24 protein-coding genes and 1 pseudogene are annotated in these 23,626 nt (G+C 70.0%); 12 read left to right on the top strand and 13 right to left on the bottom strand.

Annotated elements, in window-relative coordinates; all coding sequences use genetic code 11:
* Nucleotides 1–52: 52 nt before the first annotated feature.
* Entirely contained in the window at nucleotides 53–229 is a 177-nt protein-coding gene (locus I847_RS21795; protein WP_155855977.1) for a hypothetical protein, read from the top strand.
* A 91-nt stretch (nucleotides 230–320) separates the two neighbouring features.
* On the opposite strand, the gene I847_RS21790 is transcribed toward I847_RS21795, so the two are convergent.
* The 8 genes from I847_RS21790 to I847_RS0103905 form a co-directional block, all read right to left on the bottom strand.
* Nucleotides 321–728, bottom strand: a complete 408-nt coding sequence (locus I847_RS21790; RefSeq protein WP_051274420.1) for a nuclear transport factor 2 family protein — start codon at nucleotides 726–728, stop codon at nucleotides 321–323.
* 108 nt (nucleotides 729–836) lie between these two features.
* Nucleotides 837–2,132 (bottom strand): hypothetical protein, encoded by a 1,296-nt coding sequence (locus I847_RS26995; protein ID WP_051274419.1) that lies wholly within the window; start codon nucleotides 2,130–2,132, stop codon nucleotides 837–839.
* A 70-nt stretch (nucleotides 2,133–2,202) separates the two neighbouring features.
* Nucleotides 2,203–2,637, bottom strand: a complete 435-nt coding sequence (locus I847_RS0103930; protein ID WP_231384062.1) for a nitroreductase/quinone reductase family protein — start codon at nucleotides 2,635–2,637, stop codon at nucleotides 2,203–2,205.
* A gap of 172 nt (nucleotides 2,638–2,809) precedes the next feature.
* The gene (locus tag I847_RS21780) at nucleotides 2,810–3,214 is read right to left on the bottom strand and encodes an SHOCT domain-containing protein (RefSeq protein ID WP_034608817.1); all 405 of its coding nucleotides are present in this window, start codon (nucleotides 3,212–3,214) and stop codon (nucleotides 2,810–2,812) included.
* A gap of 130 nt (nucleotides 3,215–3,344) precedes the next feature.
* A complete protein-coding gene (locus I847_RS0103920) occupies nucleotides 3,345–3,923 on the bottom strand; it encodes a TerD family protein (protein ID WP_028048654.1) in 579 nt (192 codons plus the stop codon).
* Between the two features lie 34 nt (nucleotides 3,924–3,957).
* Nucleotides 3,958–5,109 (bottom strand): DUF475 domain-containing protein, encoded by a 1,152-nt coding sequence (locus I847_RS0103915; protein ID WP_028048653.1) that lies wholly within the window; start codon nucleotides 5,107–5,109, stop codon nucleotides 3,958–3,960.
* Nucleotides 5,110–5,181: 72 nt separating this feature from the next.
* Nucleotides 5,182–5,760, bottom strand: a complete 579-nt coding sequence (locus tag I847_RS0103910; RefSeq protein ID WP_028048652.1) for a TerD family protein — start codon at nucleotides 5,758–5,760, stop codon at nucleotides 5,182–5,184.
* 88 nt (nucleotides 5,761–5,848) lie between these two features.
* Entirely contained in the window at nucleotides 5,849–6,424 is a 576-nt protein-coding gene (locus I847_RS0103905; protein ID WP_028048651.1) for a TerD family protein, read from the bottom strand.
* A 337-nt stretch (nucleotides 6,425–6,761) separates the two neighbouring features.
* On the opposite strand from I847_RS0103905, the gene I847_RS0103900 reads away from it, so the two are divergent.
* The 10 genes from I847_RS0103900 (at nucleotide 6,762) to I847_RS0103855 (ending at nucleotide 17,954) form a co-directional block, all read left to right on the top strand.
* Nucleotides 6,762–7,979: a toxic anion resistance protein gene (locus I847_RS0103900; protein WP_028048650.1), complete on the top strand. Its 1,218-nt coding sequence runs from the start codon at nucleotides 6,762–6,764 to the stop codon at nucleotides 7,977–7,979.
* 70 nt (nucleotides 7,980–8,049) lie between these two features.
* Nucleotides 8,050–8,559, top strand: a complete 510-nt coding sequence (locus I847_RS0103895) for a hypothetical protein (RefSeq protein WP_028048649.1) — start codon at nucleotides 8,050–8,052, stop codon at nucleotides 8,557–8,559.
* A complete protein-coding gene (locus I847_RS0103890; protein ID WP_028048648.1) occupies nucleotides 8,559–9,125 on the top strand; it encodes a TerD family protein in 567 nt (188 codons plus the stop codon). Before I847_RS0103895 ends, I847_RS0103890 begins: the two co-directional genes overlap by 1 nt.
* Nucleotides 9,122–10,159: a hypothetical protein gene (locus tag I847_RS0103885; RefSeq protein ID WP_028048647.1), complete on the top strand. Its 1,038-nt coding sequence runs from the start codon at nucleotides 9,122–9,124 to the stop codon at nucleotides 10,157–10,159. The genes I847_RS0103890 and I847_RS0103885 overlap by 4 nt, the downstream gene beginning before the upstream one ends.
* A 31-nt stretch (nucleotides 10,160–10,190) precedes the next feature.
* The gene (locus I847_RS0103880) at nucleotides 10,191–10,901 is read left to right on the top strand and encodes a hypothetical protein (protein WP_051274482.1); all 711 of its coding nucleotides are present in this window, start codon (nucleotides 10,191–10,193) and stop codon (nucleotides 10,899–10,901) included.
* Nucleotides 10,902–10,973: 72 nt separating this feature from the next.
* Complete coding sequence (locus I847_RS0103875; protein ID WP_028048645.1) at nucleotides 10,974–12,161, top strand: HpcH/HpaI aldolase/citrate lyase family protein; 1,188 nt, start codon at nucleotides 10,974–10,976, stop codon at nucleotides 12,159–12,161.
* Nucleotides 12,158–13,576 (top strand): phosphoribosyltransferase family protein, encoded by a 1,419-nt coding sequence (locus tag I847_RS26990; protein ID WP_196804459.1) that lies wholly within the window; start codon nucleotides 12,158–12,160, stop codon nucleotides 13,574–13,576. Before I847_RS0103875 ends, I847_RS26990 begins: the two co-directional genes overlap by 4 nt.
* Nucleotides 13,573–14,763, top strand: a complete 1,191-nt coding sequence (locus I847_RS26985) for a cysteine protease StiP family protein (RefSeq protein WP_196804458.1) — start codon at nucleotides 13,573–13,575, stop codon at nucleotides 14,761–14,763. Before I847_RS26990 ends, I847_RS26985 begins: the two co-directional genes overlap by 4 nt.
* Complete coding sequence (locus I847_RS0103860) at nucleotides 14,760–15,683, top strand: HAD family hydrolase (protein WP_231384060.1); 924 nt, start codon at nucleotides 14,760–14,762, stop codon at nucleotides 15,681–15,683. The genes I847_RS26985 and I847_RS0103860 overlap by 4 nt, the downstream gene beginning before the upstream one ends.
* A gap of 147 nt (nucleotides 15,684–15,830) precedes the next feature.
* A complete protein-coding gene (locus tag I847_RS0103855; protein WP_028048642.1) occupies nucleotides 15,831–17,954 on the top strand; it encodes a TerD family protein in 2,124 nt (707 codons plus the stop codon).
* A 51-nt stretch (nucleotides 17,955–18,005) separates the two neighbouring features.
* On the opposite strand, the gene I847_RS0103850 is transcribed toward I847_RS0103855, so the two are convergent.
* From I847_RS0103850 to I847_RS21770, 3 genes are all read right to left on the bottom strand, one after another.
* Nucleotides 18,006–18,566: a hypothetical protein gene (locus I847_RS0103850; protein ID WP_034608813.1), complete on the bottom strand. Its 561-nt coding sequence runs from the start codon at nucleotides 18,564–18,566 to the stop codon at nucleotides 18,006–18,008.
* A 218-nt stretch (nucleotides 18,567–18,784) separates the two neighbouring features.
* Complete coding sequence (locus tag I847_RS0103845; RefSeq protein WP_028048640.1) at nucleotides 18,785–20,296, bottom strand: hypothetical protein; 1,512 nt, start codon at nucleotides 20,294–20,296, stop codon at nucleotides 18,785–18,787.
* Nucleotides 20,286–20,840, bottom strand: coding sequence for an RNA polymerase sigma factor (locus I847_RS21770; RefSeq protein WP_034608811.1), 555 nt, complete (start codon nucleotides 20,838–20,840; stop codon nucleotides 20,286–20,288). Before I847_RS21770 ends, I847_RS0103845 begins: the two co-directional genes overlap by 11 nt.
* Before the next feature lie 145 nt (nucleotides 20,841–20,985).
* Between I847_RS21770 and I847_RS0103835 the strand changes: the two are divergent.
* A pseudogene (locus tag I847_RS0103835) lies at nucleotides 20,986–21,225 on the top strand (transposase); the annotation flags it as partial.
* Between the two features lie 271 nt (nucleotides 21,226–21,496).
* On the opposite strand, the gene glnA reads toward I847_RS0103835, so the two are convergent.
* Both glnA and I847_RS27660 read right to left on the bottom strand, forming a co-directional pair.
* A complete protein-coding gene (gene glnA, locus I847_RS0103830) occupies nucleotides 21,497–22,921 on the bottom strand; it encodes a type I glutamate--ammonia ligase (RefSeq protein ID WP_028048638.1) in 1,425 nt (474 codons plus the stop codon).
* A 198-nt stretch (nucleotides 22,922–23,119) separates the two neighbouring features.
* Nucleotides 23,120–23,572 carry a hypothetical protein gene (locus tag I847_RS27660; protein WP_369751706.1) on the bottom strand — a complete coding sequence of 151 codons (453 nt, stop codon included), beginning with the start codon at nucleotides 23,570–23,572 and terminating at the stop codon, nucleotides 23,120–23,122.
* Nucleotides 23,573–23,626 lie beyond the last annotated feature (54 nt).

Below are 23,626 nucleotides of genomic sequence, written 5' to 3'. Positions count from 1 at the left end.
CCGGTCAGGACCACCGCGACCCCCCGCGGTGCCGACCGTCACGGAGGACATCATGAGGAAGCCATTCAGCATGCTCGTCGCGGTGGTGCTCGCCGCCGGACTCTGCGCCTGCGGCTCGGGCGGGCATCAGGGCTCGACGGACGACGCACCCGGGGCGTCCCACGCCAGCCAGGCGCTGTCGCCCGTCCCAGCGCCGGCCTGCCCGACGAAGACCAGGTGCGCGGTCTGAGAACCTCCACGGGGGCATCGCGGCCACTGCTGGGGGGTGGCCGCGATTCCGCAGGGGGACAGCCGACCTGCGGCGAGCCGTCACCGATCAGTCAGTGCGCTCCGGACCGGAAGGTACCCTCGATCTCGGCGGCGACGTCCCCACCACTGTCGTCGACAGGCTCCATGTACAGGCGTCCCGCGGCGATCGAGCCGTCGCGGACGAGGAAGACGGTGACACCGCGCATCGCGAACGGGGAGCCGTCGGAGTGCGTGCCGAGCCACCGCCACTCCGCCCACTCGGTGTCGCCGTCGGTTGACGACGCGATCAGCTCGGACACGAAGTCGGGCACCGCATCGAAGACCTCGGTCCAGTTCGCGAGGACCTGAGCCGCACCGACGAACGCCCGACCGGGATGTACCGGCTGCGCGCTGTCGTAGTCCTGCGCGAACAGGGCAGCCATGCCGGCCGGGTCGTGTGCGTTCGAGGCGTCGCGCAGTCGTTCCATGATCGTCGCCACGTGAGCGAACGTAGTCCCCGGCGACGCCCGACGTCAGCACCGCCAGGCCTCCGGTCCGGCACACAGGCCCGCGGACGGACACCGCAGTGTCCGTCCGCGGGCCGGTCGTCAGTCGGCCGCTCGGGCTTCGAGCGTCGTGTCGACCTTCGTCACGGTCAGGCCACCACGGCCGTCGTCGGCGATCGTCGCCTCGTGGAAGGTCGCCGGCCCGGCGCCCACGGCTGCGGGTGCCGACGGGCTCGACTCGGCTCTGTGCGCGCTCGTCCCGCTGGCGAGCCGCGGGCCGACGTACACGACGGCCTGCGGGCTGTTCTCGATGAGCGCGATGTCGGTGCAGATGTTCAGCGGTGCACCCCAGGCCACGTTCACCACGTAGGTCACACCGTGGTTGGGGTCGAAGGGCGGACCGTGTGGAGTCACGTTCTCGACCGTCACCGAGGCGTCGCCGACGAACCGCTGGTCGGAGCCGTTGGGCAGCTCCTGCGAGGCCGCGTTGTACTCGCTGGCCGAGACCATGATGATCGAGTCGGCGCTCAACGCGTCCCAGTTCACGTTGACCACGTTGCGGCCAGGATTCATCCTCCAGAAGATGCGGACAGCCATGGGAACCTCCGGGTACGAGACATCGAGTGGGTAGGGGTTGTCCGGGTTCGGCCCGGGCACCACGGAGAACACCGGGTTGCCGGCTGCGTCCGTGCGCGGGAAGTGCCGGTCGAGCTGGGCCTTGAACGCCGGGAACGGGTCGGTGGCGTCGCCGGTCAGGTTGCGGTACACGCCGGCGAGCGTGGGCGCTGCGGCGGCGACCACCCGGTTGATGGAGTAGCCGAGCTGGTAGGACAGGTAGTTGATGAACAAGGTCGCGCAGCCCGACTTCACATCCGGTGCGTGATCGTGCTCGTCGACGTTGTTGACGAAGTCCGCGCGGTCGCTGTTGAGCCAGATCCCGGCCGTGTCGAACCCGGCGAGGTTGTAGCCCAGCCCGGCCTTGCGGAAGAACTCCGCCGACAGCACGCGCGACAGACCCTCGCCCGCCGAACCCTCGTTGCTGCCGTCCGAGGCGAACCAGCCCCTGTTCTGGGCCAGCATGAACATCTCGGTCACCTCGGCCACCAGCAGGTAGCGCACGACGTCCACGCCCGAGCCGTTGCCGGGAGTCACCCGGATCGGAGGTCCCCAGCCGGCGCTCGCGTAGCCCCCGGGGCTGATGTTCACGGTGACGGGGATGCCCACGGTCAGCGCGATGTTGCCGAACCAGGCCGCCATCATGGAGTAGTCGCCCTCGCAGGCGGCGATGAGTCCGTTCGCGCGATCACGCCCGTCCGCTGTGGACAGGCTGTCGTCGTACTGGATCTGGTAGTGGGCGGTCCGTCCGCCGTTGGTCAGGCCTGTCGTCGTCAGGGTCATGGGAGACGCCTTTCGGTCGGTGTCCTGTGAAGGAGCGCCGGCCGGGACCGCCTGATACGGCGGGGGAGGGTTACCGGTCCGCCGACGCGCCGTCCACGATGCCCGCGGAGCGCAGCCTCAGCACGGGGATCGGTCGGTCGGTCTTGGCCTCGTAGCTGGCGAAGCCGGGGACGCGGGCTGTGATCGCGCGCCACGCCTCGGCGCGCTCGGCGCCCGCGAGCTGCTCGGGCACGACGCGGTGCCGCACGCCGCTCACCTCGGCCTCGACGTCCTGCGGGTGCGCGACCACGTTGAGGTACCACGCAGGGTGCTGGGCCTGACCGCCGGCCGACGCGACGACGAGCCAGGCGCCGTCGCCGTCGTCGAACCGGGCGACCGGTGCGGTCCGTCGTTCGCCCGACCTCGCTCCCACGGTCGAGATGTAGAGCAGGTCCATCTCGCCCATCTTGTCGCCGGCGCGATGGTGCATGCGCAGCCTGAGCGGCAGCGTGAGGCGCTGGATCACGCGAGGGACGCTGCGAGCACCCCTCGTCCCGGCAGGCAGCTTCTCGATCGACATCTGGGACCCACCTCGTCGTCGCCCGACGTCCAGCGTGCGCCACACAGAGCACATCGGCAACGAGGTGCGGGTGCGGCGAAGCCCCCGGCAGGGCTCTGCCGGGCGGCTCTTGCGGCCGTCAGAGGAACTGGTCGAGCAACCGCGCCTTGGCGGCGGCGAACTCCTGGTCGTCGAGACCGCCGGACTCGTGCAGCGCCTTGAGCCTCTCGAGACTCGCGACGAGGTCGACGGCGGGGGGCTCGGGTGCCGGCGACGGCGCCGGGGGCACGTCAGCGAGCTCGTGCCTCACCTGGTCGAACCGCTCGACACCTGCCTTTGCGGCGGCGCTCGCCGAGGCGGCCAGCGCGACCGACGTCTCGGCAGTGACGGCCACGACCTGACCGCTCTTGACCTTGATGACCGTCTTGGTCAGCTCGCTCACCGGAAGCTTGTCGATGCCCTTGCCCAGCCCTCGGCTCAGGTCACGGGTCACGGCGTACCGAGAGAGTCGGTCCTCGATCGGTGCCTTGCGCTGCTTGCCCATGGTTCTCCTTCGTCCCGGCGGGTGGCGTCAAACTAGCGGGTACGGCCACACGGGCGCGACGGCTCACGCGTGGCGGTCGCCGTAGCGGACCCCGCCGGTCCGGCGAGGTCCGCTGGGCCACGTCGTGGTCCTAGAGCACCTCGACGGCGGCGGGCAGCATGTGCTTGATGGTGCGGCCCTCAGTCTTGACTCCGAGGGCGGTCATCGTCCAGCCGGCGCCGTCCCTGGTCACCTTCGCCATGATCTGCGCGGTGTGCGGCCCGGACCCGGTCAGGTCATAGCGGGCGATCTCCTGCTCGTTGGTCGAGTCGACGAGACGGCAGGACGCGTTCTCGATCTGCGAGAAGCTCTCGCCCGAGTAGGAGTTGACGACGAACACGAGCGTCTTGACCGTCGCGGGGACCCGCGTCAGGTCGACGAGGATCGACTCGTCGTCCCCGTCGCCCTTGCCGGTGCGGTTGTCGCCGGTGTGCTGGACGGAGCCGTCCTGGCTGCGCAGCTGGCTGAACCACACTTGGTCGGCGAGCCGGCCGGCTGCGTCGAACAACAGGCAGGAGGCGTCCAGGTCGATCGCCTGCTCCTTGGAACCACCGAAGAAGCCACGGACCTTGCGGGCGTCCCAGCCGAGGCCCATACGGACCTGGGTGAGCGTGCCACCGGTGGACTTGGTCAGGGAGACGGTCTGGCCCTTGCTGAGACTGACGGACATGACGTGCCCTTCTGTTGAGGGAGCTGCGGACGGTTCAGACGCTCGAGGAGACGAGCTCGGGCTGGCTGACGTCGGACCCACCAGGCTCGACCGGGATGCGCCTGTTGCGCAGGACCGAGGTCAGGAACGCGGCGCCGATGAACGCGACACCGACGAGGCCGGTGATGATCTCGTCCACGTGCCGGCCGATGCTCACGAGCAGGATGACGGCCAGGGCGCCGATGGCCCAGTGCGCGCCGTGCTCGAGGTGCACGTACTCCGACAACGTGCCCTTGCGGACGAGCATGACGGTGATGGAGCGCACGAACATCGCCCCGATGAAGCCCAGGCCGAGCGCGATGATGATGGGGTCGGCTGTGATCGCGAACGCGCCGATGACACCGTCGAAAGAGAACGACGCGTCCAGGACCTCCAGGTACAGGAACGTGAAGAACGCGGCGCGCCCCGCGAGCTTGGCGAGCTCACTGGGGCCGTGCGAGACGGCACGCTCGATCTGCCCGGCGTCCCCGTGGATCCCTGGCAGCGTCGCGTCGTCGTTCTCGTCGTCGTCGTCCGACTCGAAGAGCGTCCCGAGCCCGTTGACGGCGATGTACGTGACGATGCCCAGGACCCCGGCGACCATGACGGTGGCGGGGTCGTCCGCGAGCGTCTGCGCCGCCACGACGAGGGCGAGTCCGGCGACGACGACGGAGAGCTGGTCCAGCTTCCCGATGCGGGCCAGGGGCTTCTCGAGCCAGCTCAGCCAGGTGATGTCGCGGTCCTCGAAGATGAAGTCGAGGAACAGCATCAGCAGGAACATGCCCCCGAACGCCGCGATCTGCGGGTGGGCCTGGTTGAGCAGGTACCCGTAGGTCCCGGCGACCTCCGGGTCGCCCTTCTCCATCGCGAGGCTGATCGCGTCCGACGGGTTCAGGTGCGCGGTGACGCCGACGACGAGCAGCGGGAAGACGAGCCGCATGCCGAAGACCGCCACGGCGACGCCGATCGTCAGGAAGATCTTCTGCCAGTACGCGTTCATCTTCTCGAGGATCTTGGCGTTGACGACCGCGTTGTCGAACGACAGGGACACCTCGAGGACCCCGAGGATCGCGCAGAGCGCCAAGGCGGCCCAGCCGCCGTAGAAGAAGGCCACGATCAGTGCGGCGAAGGCCACGGCGATCGACCAGCCGAAGGTGCGAAGGAACACTGCTCTCTCGTTCTGTGGAAGGTGCCGACGTCTCCGCGTCAGTCGCGGACCGCCGTCGTACGTCTGGGTGTCTCAGCCGAGGTTGACGCCGAAGTCGCGTGCGATGCCCGCGAGTCCGGTGTCGTAGCCCTGGCCGACGGCGCGGAACTTCCACTCGCCGCTGTGGCGGTACAGCTCGCCGAACACCATCGCGGTCTCGGAGGACGCCTCCTCGCTCAGGTCGTAGCGGGCGAGCTCCTGCCCGTCGGCCTGGTTGACGATGCGGATGAACGCGTTGCGGACCTGCCCGAAGGACTGGTTGCGCTCACGGGCCTCGTGGATGGAGACCGGGAACACGATGCGGTCGACCTGCGCGGGGACCGCGACGAGGTTGACGTTGAGGGACTCGTCGTCACCGTCCCCGTCGCCCGTGCGGTTGTCACCTGTGTGCTCGACGGAGCCGTCCGGACTGACCAGGTTGTTGTAGAAGACGAAGTTCGCGTCGGACAGCACCTTGCCGGTCACGCCGAGCAGCAGTGCCGACGCGTCGAGGTCGAAGTCGGTTCCGCTGGTGGTGCGGGCGTCCCAGCCGAGGCCGACCACGACCGCGGTCAGGTTCGGGGCCTCCTTGGTCAGCGACACGTTGCCGCCCTTGGCGAGGGTCACGCTCATGGGTCTCTCCGATCAGTCAGTCAGTTCAGTGAGCGCGGCGCGCACGGGCCGCCGCGGCGAGCGCGGCGGCCTGCGCACCACGAGTGGGTCAGACGTTGACGCCGAAGTCGGTCGCGATGCCCGAGAGGCCGGAGGCGTAGCCCTGGCCGACCGCGCGGAACTTCCACTCGGCGCCGTTGCGGTACAGCTCGCCGAACACCATCGCGGTCTCCGTGCTGGCCTCCTCCGTGAGGTCGTAGCGCGCGAGCTCGACGCCGTCCGCCTGGTTCACGATGCGGATGAACGCGTTGCGCACCTGGCCGAAGGACTGTCGGCGCGCGTCGGCCTCGTAGATGGAGACGGGGAAGACGACCTTGTCGACGTCCGTCGGCACGGCGGCGAGATCGACCTTGAGCTGCTCGTCGTCGCCCGCGCCCTCACCGGTGAGGTTGTCGCCCAGGTGCTCGACGGAGCCGTCGGCGCTGCGCAGGTTGTTGAAGAAGATGAAGTCAGCGTCCGACCGGACCCGGCCGTCCGCGGCGAGCAGCAGCGCGGAGGCGTCGAGGTCGAAGTCGGTGCCCGTCGTGGTGCGGGCATCCCAGCCCAGGCCGACGACGACGGCGGTGAGGCCGGGTGCCGACTTCGTCAGGCTGACGTTTCCGCCCTTGGTGAGGCTGACGCTCACGGATCCTCCAGTGTCTCGACGGTGGGGCCGGTCCCACACCTCAGCCTGCCTATCGGCTGGGCCGCCTTGAATGCTATGGGAACAGTCCGACACGCTTCGGCACCCGGCGCCGAGGCAGGCGTTTTGGGCGGATGAGGCCAAAAGTTCATCCTCTGGTCGCTACGTCCGTGGCCTGTGAGAACGTCCCGGGCCGCCTTTCAGCTGCCGCGTTCGGCTCATACCTGCCCTCCTGGGCCCGATGTGATGTTCGGGCGTCGGTGAGTCCCCTTACAGTCGTCCCTGGCGGTCGTGCCGACCTGTCCGAGAAGGCCTTTTCCCCAACTGCAGGAGGTCCTTGATGTCCGAGCTCGACCTGGGTGCGACCGCGTCGCCGGTCACCGCCACCGCCACCGCGGCGCCCTCTGCAGGTGGGCTCGTGCTGACCCCACCCGCCGCTGTCCAGGTCATCCAGGCGCAGGAGGCCGCCCAGGCCGTGCCGATCGAGGACGCCAAGCAGGCTGAGCTGCGCAGCAAGGCCGTCACGTTCGTCGGCGAGCTGACGACGCTCGACACCAAGTCGCCGCAGTTCTCGCAGAAGGTCTCCTCCATCACGACGATGGGCGACCAGGAGATGCGCACCGCCGCGACCGTCTCCTCCCGGATGCTCGACCGGCCGGCCGCTGCGCTCAAGGGCGGCAAGGGTGACGCCCAGACCCGGGTCTCGAACACGCTGGCGGACCTGCGCATCACGGTCACCGAGCTCGACCCGAAGCGTGCCGACCTGACCGGTGTGAAGAAGGTCCTGAAGTTCCTCCCGGGCGGGACGTCGATCGACCGGTACTTCGCGAAGTACCAGTCCGCGCAGTCGCACCTGGACGCGATCGTCAAGGCGCTCGCCAGCGGGCAGGACGAGCTCCGCAAGGACAACGCGGCCATCGAGAGCGAGAAGGCGAACCTGTGGACGACCATGGGCAAGCTCGGTGAGTACAACGTCCTGGCGCAGGCCCTGGACGACGCCCTGGTCGCGAAGGTCGCGGAGCTGGAGGCGGCGGGCGACTCCGAGGCCGCCAACACGGTCCGTTCCGATGCTCTGTTCCCGGTGCGTCAGCGCCGCCAGGACCTGCAGACGCAGATGGCCGTGAGCGTCCAGGGCTACCTCGCGCTGGACCTCGTGCGCCGCAACAACCTCGAGCTGATCCGCGGTGTCGACCGCGCGCAGACGACGACCATCGCCGCGCTGCGGACCGCGGTCATCGTCTCGCAGGCCCTTGCTCGGCAGAAGCTCGTCCTGGACCAGATCACGGCGCTGAACACGGTGACCTCCAACCTCATCGAGTCCACGTCCGAGCAGCTGCGGGTGCAGGGTGCGGCGATCAACCAGCAGGCGGCGTCCGCGACGCTCGACGTCGCCAAGCTGCAGGCCGCGTTCGACAACGTGTTCGCCACCATGGACGCGCTGGACACCTTCCGCACCCAGGCCCTGGACAGCATGCAGGCGACCGTGACGGCGCTGGAGGGTCAGGTCGAGCGCGCGAAGCCGTACCTCGAGCGGACCCGGGCCCGCGAAGCAAGCTGACGGACTGAGCCCGAGGACCGGCACCGCGGTCCTCGGGGCCCCGCATCGGTGACCTTGGTACAGGAGTGACGTGAGCTGGTTGAGCAGGGGTCGTGAGCAGACGGCCGAGCACCTGCGGATCGCGGCAGCCGCCGCGGCTGCGGGTGCGGCGTCGTACGACAGCCCGGCGGCGCTGGCCAAGTCGCTGCGGTACTCGGTGCACTTCATCAACGCGCGGTCGGGCACCCTGCCGCTGGCTGCGGTCGCGAACGCGCGCAAGCTGACGGACACGCTGGGCGAGATCATCGAGACCTCGTCGGTCCGACCTCTGGACGTGTACACGACCGTTGCGGTGGCCAGCACCCTGAACGACTACCTGCCCACGACGCTCAAGGGCTACCTCGCGGTCGACCCCGCCCTGCGCGACACGGCGCGAGGGGACGGTCGCACTCCGACGCAGTCGCTGATGTCGCAGCTGGAAGCGCTGTACCGCTCGGCGGAAGCGTCACTGGTCGCGACGAGGAACCAGGATGCGGACGCGCTCATGACGCAGGGTCGGTTCCTGGAGACGAAGTTCGCCGGCTCGGACCTGGACCTGTGATGGCCGCCCGCCCGATGACCCGTGGGTCGAACGTGGCTCTCACCCGGGAGATCCCCAACCTGACCGCCGTGGTGCTCGGTGTCGCGCTCGCGTCCCCGGAGCCGGTCCTGACCGACAACCTGGTGGTCGCCACGCTCCTGTGCACCGCGGACTCCCAGGTGCTGTCCGACGAGCACGTGGTCTTCTTCAACCAGCTGACGGAGCCGGCGATGTCGGTCACCCAGCTGGAGAAGGCCGTCGGCGGTGACCTGGAGCAGATCGAGGTGGACCTGGCCGACGTCCCGCCGGAGGTCGCCCGCATCGTCGTGGTGGCCTACATCAACGACGGCACCGGCAGCCGGCGCACCTTCGGTCAGCTGCGAGAGGCGCGGATCCGCGTGCTGGACCTGGCCGACAACCTCGAGCTGGTCCGGTCGGAGAACCTCGCAGACGCCCTCACCGACGAGACCGGACTCGTGCTGGGTGAGCTGTACCGCCTCGGTGCCGACTGGAAGTTCAAGGTCGTCGGGCAGGGCTACTCGAACGGGATCGTCGGGATCGCCGCAGACTTCGGCGTGCAGCTGTGACCGTGCTCGACCCGGCGAACGCGCGCCCGCGCACCGACCTGCCCTGGCTTCGTCGCCGGTCCGTCCGGCCCCAGGTTCCCGCGCCGGCAGCCGTCCGGCCGAGCTCCGCCTCGGTTCCCGTCCTGGCCTCGGACGTTGCTGGCACGTCGCTCGACCTCTTCGGCTCGGCGGCCCCGGCCGCGCCGCGTGTGACGCCGCCCACGACACCGACGAGCACGACCTCGCTCGACCTGAGTGGCCCTGCGACACCCGAGGTGCCGACGACGACCTCGCTCGACCTGCGACCCCCCGCTGCGCCCGGGGCGACCCCGCTCGACCTGAGCCGCCCCGCTGCGCCGCCGGTACCGGCGCCGCCGACGACGACCTCGCTCGACCTCTCCAGCCCGGCCCCCGCCGATGAGCCGACCCGGCCGGCCCGGCGGCGCCCTTCGGCGGAGAACGGCGACGTGGTCCTCGGCTACCTCCCCGACCGCGTCACGGCGGAGCGTGGCGCCGTACTGACCGCGAAGCGGCCCACCCTCGCGCTGACGCGGGTGCAGTCCGGCGTCGGTGCGCTCGACGTGCACGTGACGGTGCCCCAGAGCGTCGGCGACCTGCGCCTGGCGTTCGCGTACCGCCTGCGGACCGGGGAGTCGTCCGTCCTCGACGCCGCTGCGGGCCGCACCCTGGCACCGTCCGGCAGCAGGCGTCCGGTCGCCACCGCGACGAGCGAGCGCCGCCAGACGCTGCGCGTGGACCTCCGTCAGGTTCGCGAGCTCGACCGGCTGCTCGTCCTCGCATACTCCGCGACCGGTGCCGCACTCGCCTGGGCGGGTGCCTTGACCGTGACGACCACCGGTGGGGCACGCGTCGACGTCCCACTGCTCAGCGCCCCGTTCGCCGGCGTCCTGGTGGTCATGTCCGTCCTGAACGTCGATGGGCAGCTGGTCCTGCGCGCCGAGAACGAGCTCATTCCGGGCGCCTTGAAGAATGCCTGCACCGCCTACGGCTTCGCCGACATCACCTGGGTCGACGCCCGGACCCCCCTCACCTGAGCACAGCCACTACCCACGAACGGAGATGACCGTGCCCATCGACTACACCAAGCGTCCGGCAGCCCAGCCTGCACCCGAGGCTCCGACGCCGACCGTGACGCCGGCACCGGCGCCCGCCCCGGGCAAGGTCACGCTCACCACGTCGGCTCCGACCGTCTCGTTGACCAAGAACGCCACCGCCGGCGTGCTGCGCGTCAACTTGAACTGGACCGCGCGCCCCGCGGGTGCTGCTCCGGCACGCACAGGGTTCTTCGGCCGGCCGGCGACCGCCGCGATCGACCTGGACCTGGCTGCCCTGTTCGAGTACACCGACGGGTCCAAGGGCGTGGTGCAGGCGCTCGGGAACGCGTTCAGGGACCAGCACGGGTTCGGTGGGTCACCGATCGTCTGGCTCGACGGCGACGACCGGAGCGGGACGAACACGGCGGGGGAGAACCTCTTCGTCGACCTGTCCCGTGTCGCGAACATCCGGCGCATCCTCGTGTTCGCGTTCATCTACGAGGGCGTGCCGAACTGGGCGGCCGCGGACGCGGTCGTGACCCTGTACCCGGCGGACGGATCACAGGTGGAGGTCCGTCTCGACGACCACGACCCGCGCTCGGCGATGTGCGCGATCGCGATGCTCGAGAACAACGGCGGGCAGCTGTCCGTACGGCGCGAGGTGCGATACATCCGCGGCTCCCAGTTCGACGTCGACCAGGCCTACGGGTGGGGGATGCGCTGGTCCGCGGGCCGCAAGTAAGGACGCCGACGGCCGGCCGAGACCTGGTGCGCCGGCCGTACCGCTCCACGACACACGAAGGGATCCGGCCGGATGCGGCACTTCCGACGCCTGCCTGAGCACGACACGGAACGCCTGTTCAGCCGCCCGCCGGAGGCCTTCGGCCGGAACGCCGACACGGCGACGCTCGCCGCCGCGCTCGGTGCCACCCTGTACATGCCCGCGACGCGCCAGAACCTTGCCCAGGACCTGGTCCGCAGGCACGCCGCGCAGGACGTGATGAGCGTTGTCGTCTGCCTCGAGGACGCGATAGCGGACGACGAGCTTCCCGCTGCACAGGCCAATGCGATCGGCCAGCTGCGCACCCTCAGCCTGACCGGCCGGGTCATCGGCGCCGACCAGGACATCGACGGGCCGCTCGTCTTCGTCCGCGTCCGCACCCCCGAGCAGCTCGGGGAGATCATGGCGGGGCTCGGCGACGAGGCGGGCATCCTGTCCGGGTTCGTCCTGCCGAAGTTCACCGAGACGTCCGGCGCCGCCTTCCTCGACGCGCTCACCGAGGCGCAGGTCACCAGCGGGCGCAGACTCTTCGCGATGCCCGTCATCGAGTCCCCGCAGATCGTGCACCGGGAGACCCGCACCGACGAGCTGGTCGGGGTGCAGCGGCTGCTGGACAAGCACCGGGAGTCCGTCCTGGCTGTGCGCATCGGGGCGACGGACATGTGCAGCACGTTCGGGATCCGCAGGAACCGGGACCTGACCATCTGGGACGTGCGCCTCGTCGCCGAGGTCATCACCGATGTCGTGAACATCCTCGGCCGCGCCGACGGGACGGGGTTCACCGTCACAGGTCCGGTGTGGGAGTACTTCGGGGCGAACGAGCGCCTGTTCAAGCCGCAGCTGCGCGAGACGCCGTTCGAGTCGCACGACGCCAACGGCCTGCGCAAAGCGCTCATCACGCAGGACCTCGACGGCCTCATCCGCGAGGTCGTCCTGGACAAGGCGAACGGTCTGACCGGCAAGACCGTCATCCACCCGAGCCACGTCCCCGTCGTCCACGCCATGTCCGTCGTCACGCACGAGGAGTTCGCCGACGCGACCGACGTGCTCGGAACAGGCTCCAGCGCAGGCGCGGCGGCGTCGCGGTTCCGCAACAAGATGAACGAGTCCAAGCCGCACCGTGCCTGGGCGGAGCGCACCATGGTCCGCGCTCGTGCGTTCGGAGTCGCGGCCCCCGACATCAGCGTCATCGACCTGCTCGGCGTCGACGGAGACCTGTGACGCCCCGGCACCGGGCCGGCACGGTGGAGGCGTGGGACGGCACGTGGGCCGCAGAAGCGCTCGGGGTCGTCGTCACCACCACGACGGCACCCGTGGGTCTCACCCTGCACGACCTGGTCGGGATGGCTGTGCGCCGCAACCCGCGCCGTGCACAGCTGCTCGTCTCACACGTCCTGGGCAAGCACGTCCCCGTCGACCCTCGTGTCGTGCGCGGCGCCGGCCTGCTTCTCGGGGACCTCGTCCGCGACGCCCTGAGCGGCAGCGCCCGTGACCTCAGGCCCTTGGGGCGTGCGCTGCGACGCGCGACGGCCGGCCGCCGCGTGGACGACTCGACCACGCGGAGCAGTCCACCGGTCGACGGCGTGTGCGTGCTCGGGTTCGCCGAGACCGCGACCGCGCTCGGGCACTGCGTCGCGGACAGCCTCGGTGCGCCGTACCTCCACTCGACGCGCCGGCCCGTGCACGGCATCGACCCGGTCGGGCACTTCGAGGAGGAGCACTCGCACGCCACCACCCACCTGCTCCTGCCCGCGGACCCCTCGGTCCTCGACGTCGACACCCTCGTCCTGGTCGACGACGAGCTGAGCACCGGCCGGACCGCTCGGAACACCATCGCCGCCCTGCACGCGTTGCGCCCGCGGTCCAGGTATGTCGTCGCGACCCTCGTCGACCTGCGCAGTCCCCAGGACACCGCGGCGCTGGAGGCCTTCGCCGCCGAGATCGGTGCCAGGGTCGAGGTCGTCGCGCTGGCCGCCGGCACGCTCACCGTGCCGGAGGACGTCGCCGACCGCGGAGCGCGGGCGCTCACCCGTGCGCTGCAGCCCACCGAGCTCGGCTCCACGCAGGGTCGGACACCGGCCCGGCGGGTGCGTCTCTCGTGGCCGTCCGACGTGCCCGAGGGCGCCCGCCACGGTTGGGACGACGACGATCGTCGCCGGCTGGACGAGGTGCTCCCAGGTCTCGCCGCTGAGCTCGCGGCCGCGCTGACCCCGCCACCGCACGCAGCTGCGCGAGTTCTGGTCCTCGGCACCGAGGAGCTCATGTACGTCCCGATGCGGCTGGCGTGCGCGCTCGTCGACACGCTGCAGGGGGCGTGGGACGTCCGCTTCTCCTCGACGACCCGCTCGCCCGTGCTGACCGTGGACGACCCGGGGTACGCCATCCGATCAGCGCTAGCGTTCGCTGCGCACGACGACCCGGCCGACGGCCCTGGCCGACGGTTCGCCTACAACGTGACGAGCTGCGCACCCGACGCGGTCGTGCTCGTCCTCGACGCCGACGCAGACTCCGACGCCCTCGCGGCGCCCGGCGGACTGCTGGACCAGCTGGGCGGAACGGTCCGCGACGTCCTCGTCGTGACACTGCCCGGAGCGGCCGCGGCGCTCGCCACCGACCGAACCAAGGAACCTCGATGATCCCCGCACCAGCGCCGCAGCCTCGCACGGCGACGCGCCAGGACCCGTTGCACGGCCCGCAGTTCGGCTCCTACGCCGCCGACGAGGTCTCCTGGCTGCTCACCGACCTGTCCGAGGTGGCCCTCGAGGCGCCCGTCGAGGAGCGCGAGGAAGCGATCCAGTCGGGCGGCGCGCACTACGCCGAGTCGCTGCCGATCGAGTACCAGCCCTCGCCGGCGTACCAGGCGCTGTTCGTCCGCACGCTGGGTTCCTCGGTGCGCCGGCTCGCGACCGCCGTCGGCGTCGTCACGGAGCTGGCGCTCGCCGCGCGTCAGGACGGGCTCGTCCTCGTCTCGCTCGCCCGTGCCGGGACTCCGGTCGGGATCTTGATGCGCCGCTGGGCCCAGCGCGGGGGAGTCGACGTGCCGCACTACGCGGTCTCGATCGTCCGCGGCCGCGGTATCGACCCGGCTGCGCTCGCCTACATCGCCGACCGCCACGACCCCTCGTCGGTGCTGTTCGTCGACGGGTGGACCGGGAAGGGCGCCATCTCCCGGGAGCTGGCCGCGGCGCTCGTCGAGCACGAGGTGCGCACCGGCGTGCAGTTCAGCCCCGACCTGGCCGTGCTCGCGGACCCGGGATCCTGCGTGAGCATGTTCGGCACCCGGGACGACTTCCTCATCGCGTCGGCGTGCCTCAACTCGACTGTCTCGGGGCTGGTCTCCCGCACCGTGCTCAACGACCGCGTGCTGACGCCGGGGCAGTTCCACGGCGCGAAGTTCTACGCCGAGCTCGCGCACGCGGACGTCTCCGGAACGTTTCTCGACGAGGTCAGCGCGCAGTTCGACGCCGTCCGTGGCGACGTCGCCGCCCAGCTCGCGACGAGGGAGGCCTCGGACGCGGACTGGTCCGGGTGGGCGGCCGTCGAGCAGGTGTCGGCCGCCTACGGGATCGGGGACGTGAACCTCATCAAGCCCGGCGTCGGCGAGACGACCCGGGTGCTGCTGCGGCGCGTCCCGTGGAAGATCCTGGTACGCACCGATGCCGCCCCCGGCGACGTGGAGCACGTCCTGCAGCTCGCCGCCGAGCGTGGTGTCCCGGTCGAGCGAGTGCCGGACCTGGCGTACACGTGCATCGGCCTGATCCACCCGAACTTCACCGCCGGCGCCGTCGGCGCGGACGGTGTCGCAGCCCGGACGAGCTCATGACGGACGAGGCTGCCCGCGCTCGGGTCTGCGCGTCAGCGGCACGCCTCGGACTGGACGCGCGCCTGTCCGAGCAGGTCGCCGCGTACGCGCGATCCGTCCCGGGGTACGACCACCCGACTCCGGCGCCGGTGGTGGCGTGCGACCTCGACCGCACCCTGATCTACTCGGCCGGCGCGGTGAAGCTGGGTGTTGCTCCGCTCGAGCTGGCCGTCGCCGAGCTTCAGCACGGTGAGCCGATGTCGTACTGGACGGCCGACGCGCAGCGGCTGCTGATCGCGCTCAGCGGCGTGTCGACGTTCGTCCCGACGACCACCCGGACGACGTCTCAGTTCTTCCGGGTCCGGTTTCCAGCCGAGCCCCGGTACGCGATCACCGCCAACGGCGGCCACATCCTGGTCGACGGCCGAACCTGCGACCGCTGGGCGGCTCAGGTGGCCGAGCAGCTGTCCCGGTGCGCCCCGCTGAGTGAGGTCGTCGATCACGTGCGTGCGAGCGCGGACCCGGCGTGGGTGCGCAAGCACCGGATCGCCGACGACCTGTTCACGTACCTCGTCGTCGAGCGCGACCTCATGCCTGCCCGGTTCCTGGCCGACCTCACCGACTGGTGTGCCGAGCGCGGGTGGACGGTGTCCATGCAGGGCCGCAAGGTCTACTGCGTGCCGGTCGAGCTGACCAAGGAGTCCGCGGTGGCCGAGGTGGCGTCGCGGGTCGGCTCGACGGCGATCCTGGCCGCGGGGGACTCCCTGCTCGATGCCGGGATCCTCTCGACCGCGGCGTTCGGCGTGCGCCCCGCGCACGGCGAGCTGCACACGTCCGGTTGGCAGGCACCACACGTCGTCGTCACCGAGGCCGCCGGCGCAGAGGCCGGCGAGGAGATCGTGTCGCGCCTGCTCGCCGCGGTGCTCACGCCCGCCGCATAGAGGGCCGTCCAGAACCCGCCAAACGGGTAGGCGGCAATTGATTGTGTCTGAGTTGGCCTTCATAGGCCCGCCTGCCGGCCGGGTGGAGTTTCTGCGACCCTGTGCGATTGCGACCGAGGTGTCAGCGGTCGCCCATACCATGCGGGCATGGGCGAGACGGTTCTCACGAAGGGGGCCAACTGCGAGTTGCCGTCCCAGGTCACAAGCGTTCGGGTCAGCGTCGCTTGGGACGAGCCTGAAGGGGTGGTCGACGTCGACGCAGCCGCGCTGCTGCTCGATGGCTCGGGTCGAGTGCGATCGGACGACGACCTGGTCTTCTTCAACCAGCCGGCCTCGCAGGACGGCTCCGTGCACCTCCTGGGGCGCACGGTGAGTGACGACGGGGCGAACGCGCGGATCGCAATCGATCTGGCGAGTCTGGACCCTGACGTGCAGACGGTTGCGGTGACCGCCAGCCTGTCGGAGGGGACGTTCGGTGCCCTGTCCGGACTGGTGCTGCAGGCGCGCGACCAAGCTGGCGAATCGTTGGCACTCTTCGAGATCACCGACGCGACGACTGAGACTGCGTTCGTCTTCTGCGAGATCTACCGACGTGGACCGGGTTGGAAGGTTCGGGCCGTCGGTCAGGGCTGGGATACCGGCCTCTCAGGTCTCGCGACCGATTTCGGGGTCAGCGTCGACGACCAGCCGGTCCATCGGGCGCCGGTGCCGGCGCCGGGCTCCGACGACACCCTGACAATCGATGAGGTCGTCCACGAAGATGCCGAGCCGGACGTCGAGATTCGCGAGCCCGCAGTTGTCGACGCGATCGCCACGGTCGTTGAGTTCCCAGCCATGGAGTCCCCGGTCGCCAGCTCGACGCCGGAGCGGCGCGCGGGCGTACGAACGACGAAGCGTGCGGCTGCCCCCGTCGCTCCTCCGGTTCTGAAACTTGCGGGAGCACCTACCTGGCAGGCAGCGCGACTCTTCTCGATCTCGGGGGTCGGCACCGCGGAGGAGCAGGAGAAGCGGGCAACCTCCGCGCTGCTCGCGACGATGATGGCCGTCCCTGCCTTCGGGCGCGCACTGACGGCCAGATTCGGGGCGCCCGCGGGCAATGTCGAGACGTATCTGGAGGTGGCACACACCCTGGGGGAGACGACGTTGTACCCGGACGGGGTGCTGCGCGTTTCTCGTGCAGGCCGAATGTGGACGGCTCTCCTGGAGGTGAAGACGGGGAGCGGGGAGCTGCGCCGCGATCAGGTCGAGCGCTACCTGGATGTCGCGCGGCGGCAGGGGTACGACTCCCTCATAACTCTCTCGAACGAGATTGCTGCGCACGCCGGGGAGCACCCGGTCGCAGACGTGGACAAGCGCAAGCTGCGGATTGTGACTCTCCAACACCTGTCGTGGGCGGAGGTCTTGCATGAAGCCAAGTTCACCTTGCATCACCGCGGCGTCGGCGACCCGCTCCAGGCGTGGATTCTCTGCGAGCTCGTGCGCTACCTCGAACATTCCCGCTCTGGGGCGGAGACATTCGACGACATGGGTGCTGCCTGGGTCCCGGTCCGGCAGGCGATCCAGGCCGGTACGCTCCGAGCAGGCGACCGAAAGGTCCCCGCGGTCGCGGACGCGTGGACTCGACTGGTGCGCCACATGTGCTTGCGGCTGAGCTCCGAGCTCGGTGTGACCGTGACGCAGTCCGTCCCACGCAAGCTCGCGACAGAATCGGCCGCCCGCATCCAGGCGATCGCGACGAAGCTTGCCGGAGACGGCCTGCTCGAGGCCGTGCTGAAGGTGCCCCTCGCGGCGGGTCTGGTGGCATTGACGGCGGACCTGCGCACGTCGCAGGTCCGGGTCAGCGTCGCGCTGGTCGCCCCGCAGGAGGGCACGGGTCAACGACGGATCAGCTGGCTTTTGCGCCAGTTGCGAGAAGCGCCCGACGCGCTGCTCGTGGAGGCACTGTTCACCGGTCGGGCGGAGACATCGTGCGAGCGGTTGGGGGAGGTCCGAAGCAACCCAACGGCGCTGCTACCCGACCGGGGCGCCGAGATCGCAGAGTTCCGACTCACGCTGGTCAGCCCCATGGGAACGAAGCGCTCCGGGGTACGCGGCGGCTTCGTACCGAGTGTCGTCGGCGGCGTCGAGAACTTCTATTCCAGTGTTGTGCAGCCGCTGAAGGCGTGGCAGCGCGCCGCGCCGATGCTGCCAGAGGCGTCCGCCGTCGACGCGCATGCATCCGATGTCAATGCGAAGGGCATCGATGAGGCCCTGGACCATAGCGCTGGGTAGTACACGCATCCGGACCGAAGCTGGTCTCTAGGGCCCACTTGGTTCGTTTGGCTACGCCTGCCTCGGTCCGTGGGGGCTTCGGGCGGCCGAGGCGCACCCGAAGCAGGCACCCGACGCCTGGAATCCGCCGTACATCCAGGCGACCGCAGGGCGGACGGCGTGGACGAACTCGTCCCAGCGGTGACGCCAACGGTCCCCAGGGCCGTCGATCAGGTTCACCAGGTCTCCGGTCGGGTGAGGCTCCTCGAACCGGCCACGGAAGATCTCGCGACGGCCGCGGTACAGGCTGACCTCGACGAGGAGCCCTTGATGTGCCAGCAGGGCCAGGTCGAGGGTCGTCAGGGTCGCGATCTTCGGGTAGGTCCGGATACCCGTCACGTCGTCCTGATCGAGCTGGAACGTGGCGCTGGTCGGTCCGCTCAAGACCTGGGCGCCCGCGGCGCTGAGATCCTCGAGCAGGACGGCAACTGCGCCCGGGTCCAGCTGACTGCCGAGGATCGCTCCCGTCATCGCCGTCGAGGAGGGCAGCAGCTCGGACAGCAGGCGACACCGACCAGAGCGGGTCGTACCCGTCGGCTTCGACGAGGAGGTGGGCTCTGTCGGGGATCCCATGGCTGCGCTGCCTTCCCTGCGAGCACTCGTGCACGGGCGTGCCGCCGCACCGGCGGTCCACCCAGTCTGTCGACGGCGTCGGCGGGCCTCTAGGGCGCAAAGGCCCTACGGGGCCTCGTCGTCGAAAGCGACGACGAGGCCCCCAGATGGAGCGACATATCTGCCCGGCACTGTGTGTCGTCACGCCTGACGCGTTGCACGTGGCGGCGTGACCGGCCTCAGCCCCAGGTATGGCCCGAGGGCCCGCCGGCGACGGCCCAGGTGTCCAGGCCGCCTTCCAGCTGCTGGGACGCGGAGCTCGGTGCGGCTAGCAGTGGCGTGCGGTCGGACCCGTCCAGCGACTCGAGCTGGGTGCCCCGGAAGTTCCCGTCGCACGAGGTGGTCGTCACGCTGTACAGCCGGGACCCGACGGTCCCGACGGGCTGCACCCGGGCGACGCCGTCGATGCCGAGCGCCGTCGTCGTGTCGCCGTCGAGCGCGTACAGGCCGGCGATGCACGAGCCGACGTCGTCGGCTCCGACGGGGAGCGCACCCACGACCACGCGCCCGTCGGGCAACGTGCGTCCCCTCCAGAGCGGGACCGCGGGATCGCCGGCGCCGAGAACCCGGACGAAGCGCGGTGCGCCGCCGTCGAGGCGAACGACGTAGAGCGAGTCGCCCGGTGTGAGCAGGTGGCTGTCGAAGCCGCTCGACTCCCAGGAGTCGGCGCGGCACCGCGTGAGCAGCTCACTGCCCGACTGCCAGCCGACGACCTGGCAGAAGCCGTTCGCCACGCCGTACTGGTGCGCCTTCTCGCGACCCGTGTCGAGGTCGACGACGTCGTAGGTCATCTCTGCCTCATCGTGGCCGGGCACCGCGAGAAGGTGCCCGCTCGGGTCGAGAAGGCCCGGATGCGCGTCGTCGCCCTGGAGGTCGATCCGGCGCACGAGCACGCCGTCGGTCGTCTGCACGACGATCGTCACGGGTCCGCCGCCGCCGGTCTGTCCGTACCTGACGGACCAGACCTCGTCGCCGCGGTGGTCGAGGCCCTCGAAGGAGATCCCCGGGGCCTCACCCTCGCCCACGGCGCCAGGTTCCTGCGTCAGCGTGCCGGTGAGCAGATCGAGCCAGCCGCGGATCGAGTAGCCGGTGACGCCGTCGCGCACCGGGGCGATCGTCACGAGCGCCTTCGTGGCGCCCGGCTCCCAGCGGACGAGCTCGACGGCCGTGTCAGTCGGCAGCTCGCGCAGTCGGTAGGTCACGCCCTCGGGCGAGCTGACCACCAGCGAGTTACGCAACGGTGTCGACGAGCCGTCGCGCATCGACCAGGACGATCGGTAGATGCCGAGCGCCCAGCCTTCGCCGACCTGGTCCCAGATGTCGGCCGGAGCTGCGACGCTTGCCGGCAGGCCAAGCCCTGCGTCCACCTCGGCCTGGCTCGGTGCGGGCGCCTCGGCGAGCGTCGGCGTCGGCGTCGGCTGCGGAGACGCGCTCGGTGAGGGCGAAGGCGTTGCTGTGGGCGTCGTCGCGGGCACTGGTCGGTTGTGCTCGCCGCCGACCGTCAGCCCGGCGGCGAGTACGGTCACGACGCCGACGGCGGCGAACACCTGTCCGGTGGCGCGGCGACGCCGGCGACGGCGCACCCGAGCGATCGTGCCCGCGAGCACGGACGGCTCGGGCGCCACCGAGGCCAGTCGGTCGACGCGCTGCGTGAGCGACTGGAAGACCACGTCGTCGAGTTCACGCTCCACGAGACACCTCCTGGTTCGGTGCGCCGCCCGCGACGAGGTGCACGGGCAGGTCCTCGCTGGACGCTCGGGTCCCGAGCGTGCTGTTGAGCGTGCGGATGCCGTCGAACGTGTAGCGCTTCACGGCGCCCTCGCTGAGCCCGAGCTGTTCGGCCGTCTCCGCGACGGACATCACCTCGACGTGTCGCAGCACCACACAGGCGCGCTCCCGCGGGGGGAGGAGGGCCAGCGCGGACTCGAGCTCGGTCGAGACGTCCTGCGGCGTCTGCACGGAAGCGAGCCGTGAGGCCTCGACGTGCGCTGTCCGCTCGCGCCCGTCGCGCCGCAGCCGGTCGACGAACCGGGACACGATCGCCCGGCGCACGTACTGCTCAGCGGCTTCCACGGACCGCAGCCGTGCGCGCCCGCCGAACGTCGCCAGCAGTGCCTCCTGCACGAGGTCCTCGGCGTCACCGCCGGATCCGACGAGCAGGTACGCCCTCGCCAGCAGGCGCGCGTACCGCTCCCGAACCAGCTGCTCGAGCAGCGGCTCCCAGTCCCCCCGCACAGACCCTCCTCGTGGGTGCCCCGACCATCCGACGCCAAGACAACGCTGAGCCTGCCCGATCGGTTGGGGTCCTGGGGCCACTTCCCTCGTACGGGTGATCCGGGCAGGCCGACGCTACTCAGGTCCGACGTTCCGCCGGACACCAGGACGCAAGATCATCTGCACGACCAACGCGATCGAGTCCCTGAACGCCCGCTACCGGCGAGCCGTCCGGGCCAGGGGACACTTCCCGAACGACGCGGCAGCTCTGAAATGTCTCTACCTAGTCACCCGGGCGCTGGACCCCACAGGCCGGGGCCGGGCACGATGGGTCATCCGATGGAAGGCCGCACTCAACGCGTTCGCCATCACCTTCGAGGGGCGCATCAACCCCTCGCACCTCTAAGAAACGCCGGGCCCCGCCCACCGTTCATCTGACACTCCCGGACGCCCAGGGGCGGTGGCAGAGTGCCGGGGCCGTCGTGGGCGAACCACCTATGGCCTGATGTACGTCAGCGGCCCGGTCCGCGCTTGGTCAGTCCCTGGTGCGTGAGGGGTACGTGACAGTCCGATATGCCTGGACGCGCGCTGACGCTCTCTGAAACGGTGTTGCCCAGGTCAGAGCAGCAGAAAGCCCCCGGTCGGAGCAGCGACCAGGGGCTTTCTGAAACGCATCTTTAGACGTCGTAGTAGAGCTCGAACTCATGCGGGTGCGGGCGCAGACGGATCGGGTCCACCTCGGCGTTGCGCTTGTAGTCGATCCACGTCGAGATCAGGTCAGGCGTGAAGACGTTGCCCGCGGTGAGGAAGTCGTGGTCCGCCTCGAGGCTGTCGAGCACCTCGCCGAGCGAGCCCGGCACCTGCTGGATGAGGGCGTGCTCCTCGGGGGGCAGCTCGTACAGGTCCTTGTCGACCGGCTCGGGCGGCTCGATGCGGTTCTGGATGCCGTCGATGCCGGCCATGAGCATGGCGGCGAAGGCGAGATACGGGTTCGACGACGGGTCCGGCACGCGGAACTCGATGCGCTTGGCCTTCGGGTTGGAACCGGTGACCGGGATGCGGATGCACGCGGAGCGGTTGCGGGCCGAGTAGACCAGGTTGACGGGCGCCTCGAAGCCGGGGACCAGGCGGTGGTAGGAGTTCACCGTCGGGTTGGTGAAGGCGAGCAGCGACGGCGCGTGCTTGAGCAGGCCACCGATGTACCAGCGGGCGAGGTCGGACAGGCCGCCGTAGCCCTTCTCGTCGAAGAACAGCGGCTCGCCGTTCTTCCACAGGGACTGGTGGACGTGCATGCCCGAGCCGTTGTCGCCGAAGAGCGGCTTCGGCATGAAGGTCGCCGACTTGCCGTTGTTGTGCGCGACGTTCTTCACGACGTACTTGAAGAGCATGACCTTGTCGCCGGAGATCGCCAGCTTGTCGAAGCGGTAGTTGATCTCCTGCTGGCCGGCGGTGCCGACCTCGTGGTGCGCGCGTTCGACACCGAGGCCGAGGGCGTCCAGCTGCAGGCTGATCTCGTCGCGGATGTCGGCGAAGCCGTCGACCGGCGGGACGGGGAAGTACCCACCCTTGTAGGGGATCTTGTGGCCGAGGTTGCCACCCTCCTCCTCGCGGCCGGAGTTCCAGGCAGCCTCGAAGGAGTCGATCTTGTAGAACGACTCGTTCTGCGCGGTCTTGAAGCGCACGTCGTCGAAGATGTAGAACTCGGCCTCGGGCGCGAAGAACGCGGTGTCGGCGATGCCGGTCGACGCCAGGTACGCCTCGGCCTTGGCGGCGACCTGACGCGGGTCGCGGCTGTAGGGCTCGTCGGTGTACGGGTCGACGATGTGCATGTTGATGTTCAGGGTCTTCTCGACCCGGAAGGGGTCGAGGTACGCCGACGTCACGTCGGGGATCAGCTTCATGTCGGACTCGTGGATCGCCTGGAACCCGCGGATCGACGAGCCGTCGAACATCTGGCCCTCGGTGAAGAAGGAAGCGTCCAGCGTGGGGGCAGGGACGTTGAAGTGCTGCATCGTGCCGGGCAGGTCACAGAACCGGACGTCGACGAACTTCACGTCCTCGCTCTTGATGAAGGCCAGGACTTCCTCTGGCTTGCTGAACATCCGCTGCTCCTCGGTCGGGGGTTCCCATCAGGTCGGGCACACAGAGGGTACGAGCGGACCATTTCTCCGTCGTGTATTGAATGTTTCGACGGCGTTACGACACACCGCTCCGTGTTAACAACGCCTGACCCTATGCCCGGTGCCCCAAGCGGCCAGGCCACTGTCCGCGGAGTGTGCGCGCTTCGACGGAACGGAGTCCTAGAGGATGAAGAGCATCTCCTGGTAGGTCGGCAGCGGCCAGAGCTCGTCCGCGACGACCTCTTCGAGGGCGTCCGCGGCGGCGCGCACATCGGCCATCGCCGGGAGCAGCGCCTCTCGGGCGTGCGTGGCCTCCGCGAGAGCCGTGTGCCCCACCTCGGCGTTGATCGCTGCGCGCAGAGCCGTCAGGCCGGCGCGGAGGGCGGCGAGCGGGACGCTGATCTCGTCGAGCGGCGCGAGGTCCGGCTCGACGCCGGCCGCCTTCAGGGCGCCGATGTTCAGCGCGGTGGCGGTCTGCTGCTTGACCGCAGCAGGCAGGATCGCCGTCGTGCCGATCTCGTTCATGAGCCGCGCCTCGACGGAGATGGTCAGGGCGTACTGCTCCAGCCCGATCTCGTAGCGGCTGTGCATCTCCCGGTGGTTGAAGACGCCGTACTTCTCGAAGAGCTCCATCGCGGACTCGGTGATGGAGCTCCGGCAGGGCGTCGAGCGTGGTCTTGAGGTTGG

The sequence above is a fragment of the Cellulomonas sp. URHD0024 genome, assembly GCF_000426185.1.
Classification (GTDB): domain Bacteria; phylum Actinomycetota; class Actinomycetes; order Actinomycetales; family Cellulomonadaceae; genus Cellulomonas.
Note: the sequence above shows the minus strand (reverse complement) of the source record. Positions and strands in the feature narration are given on the sequence as shown.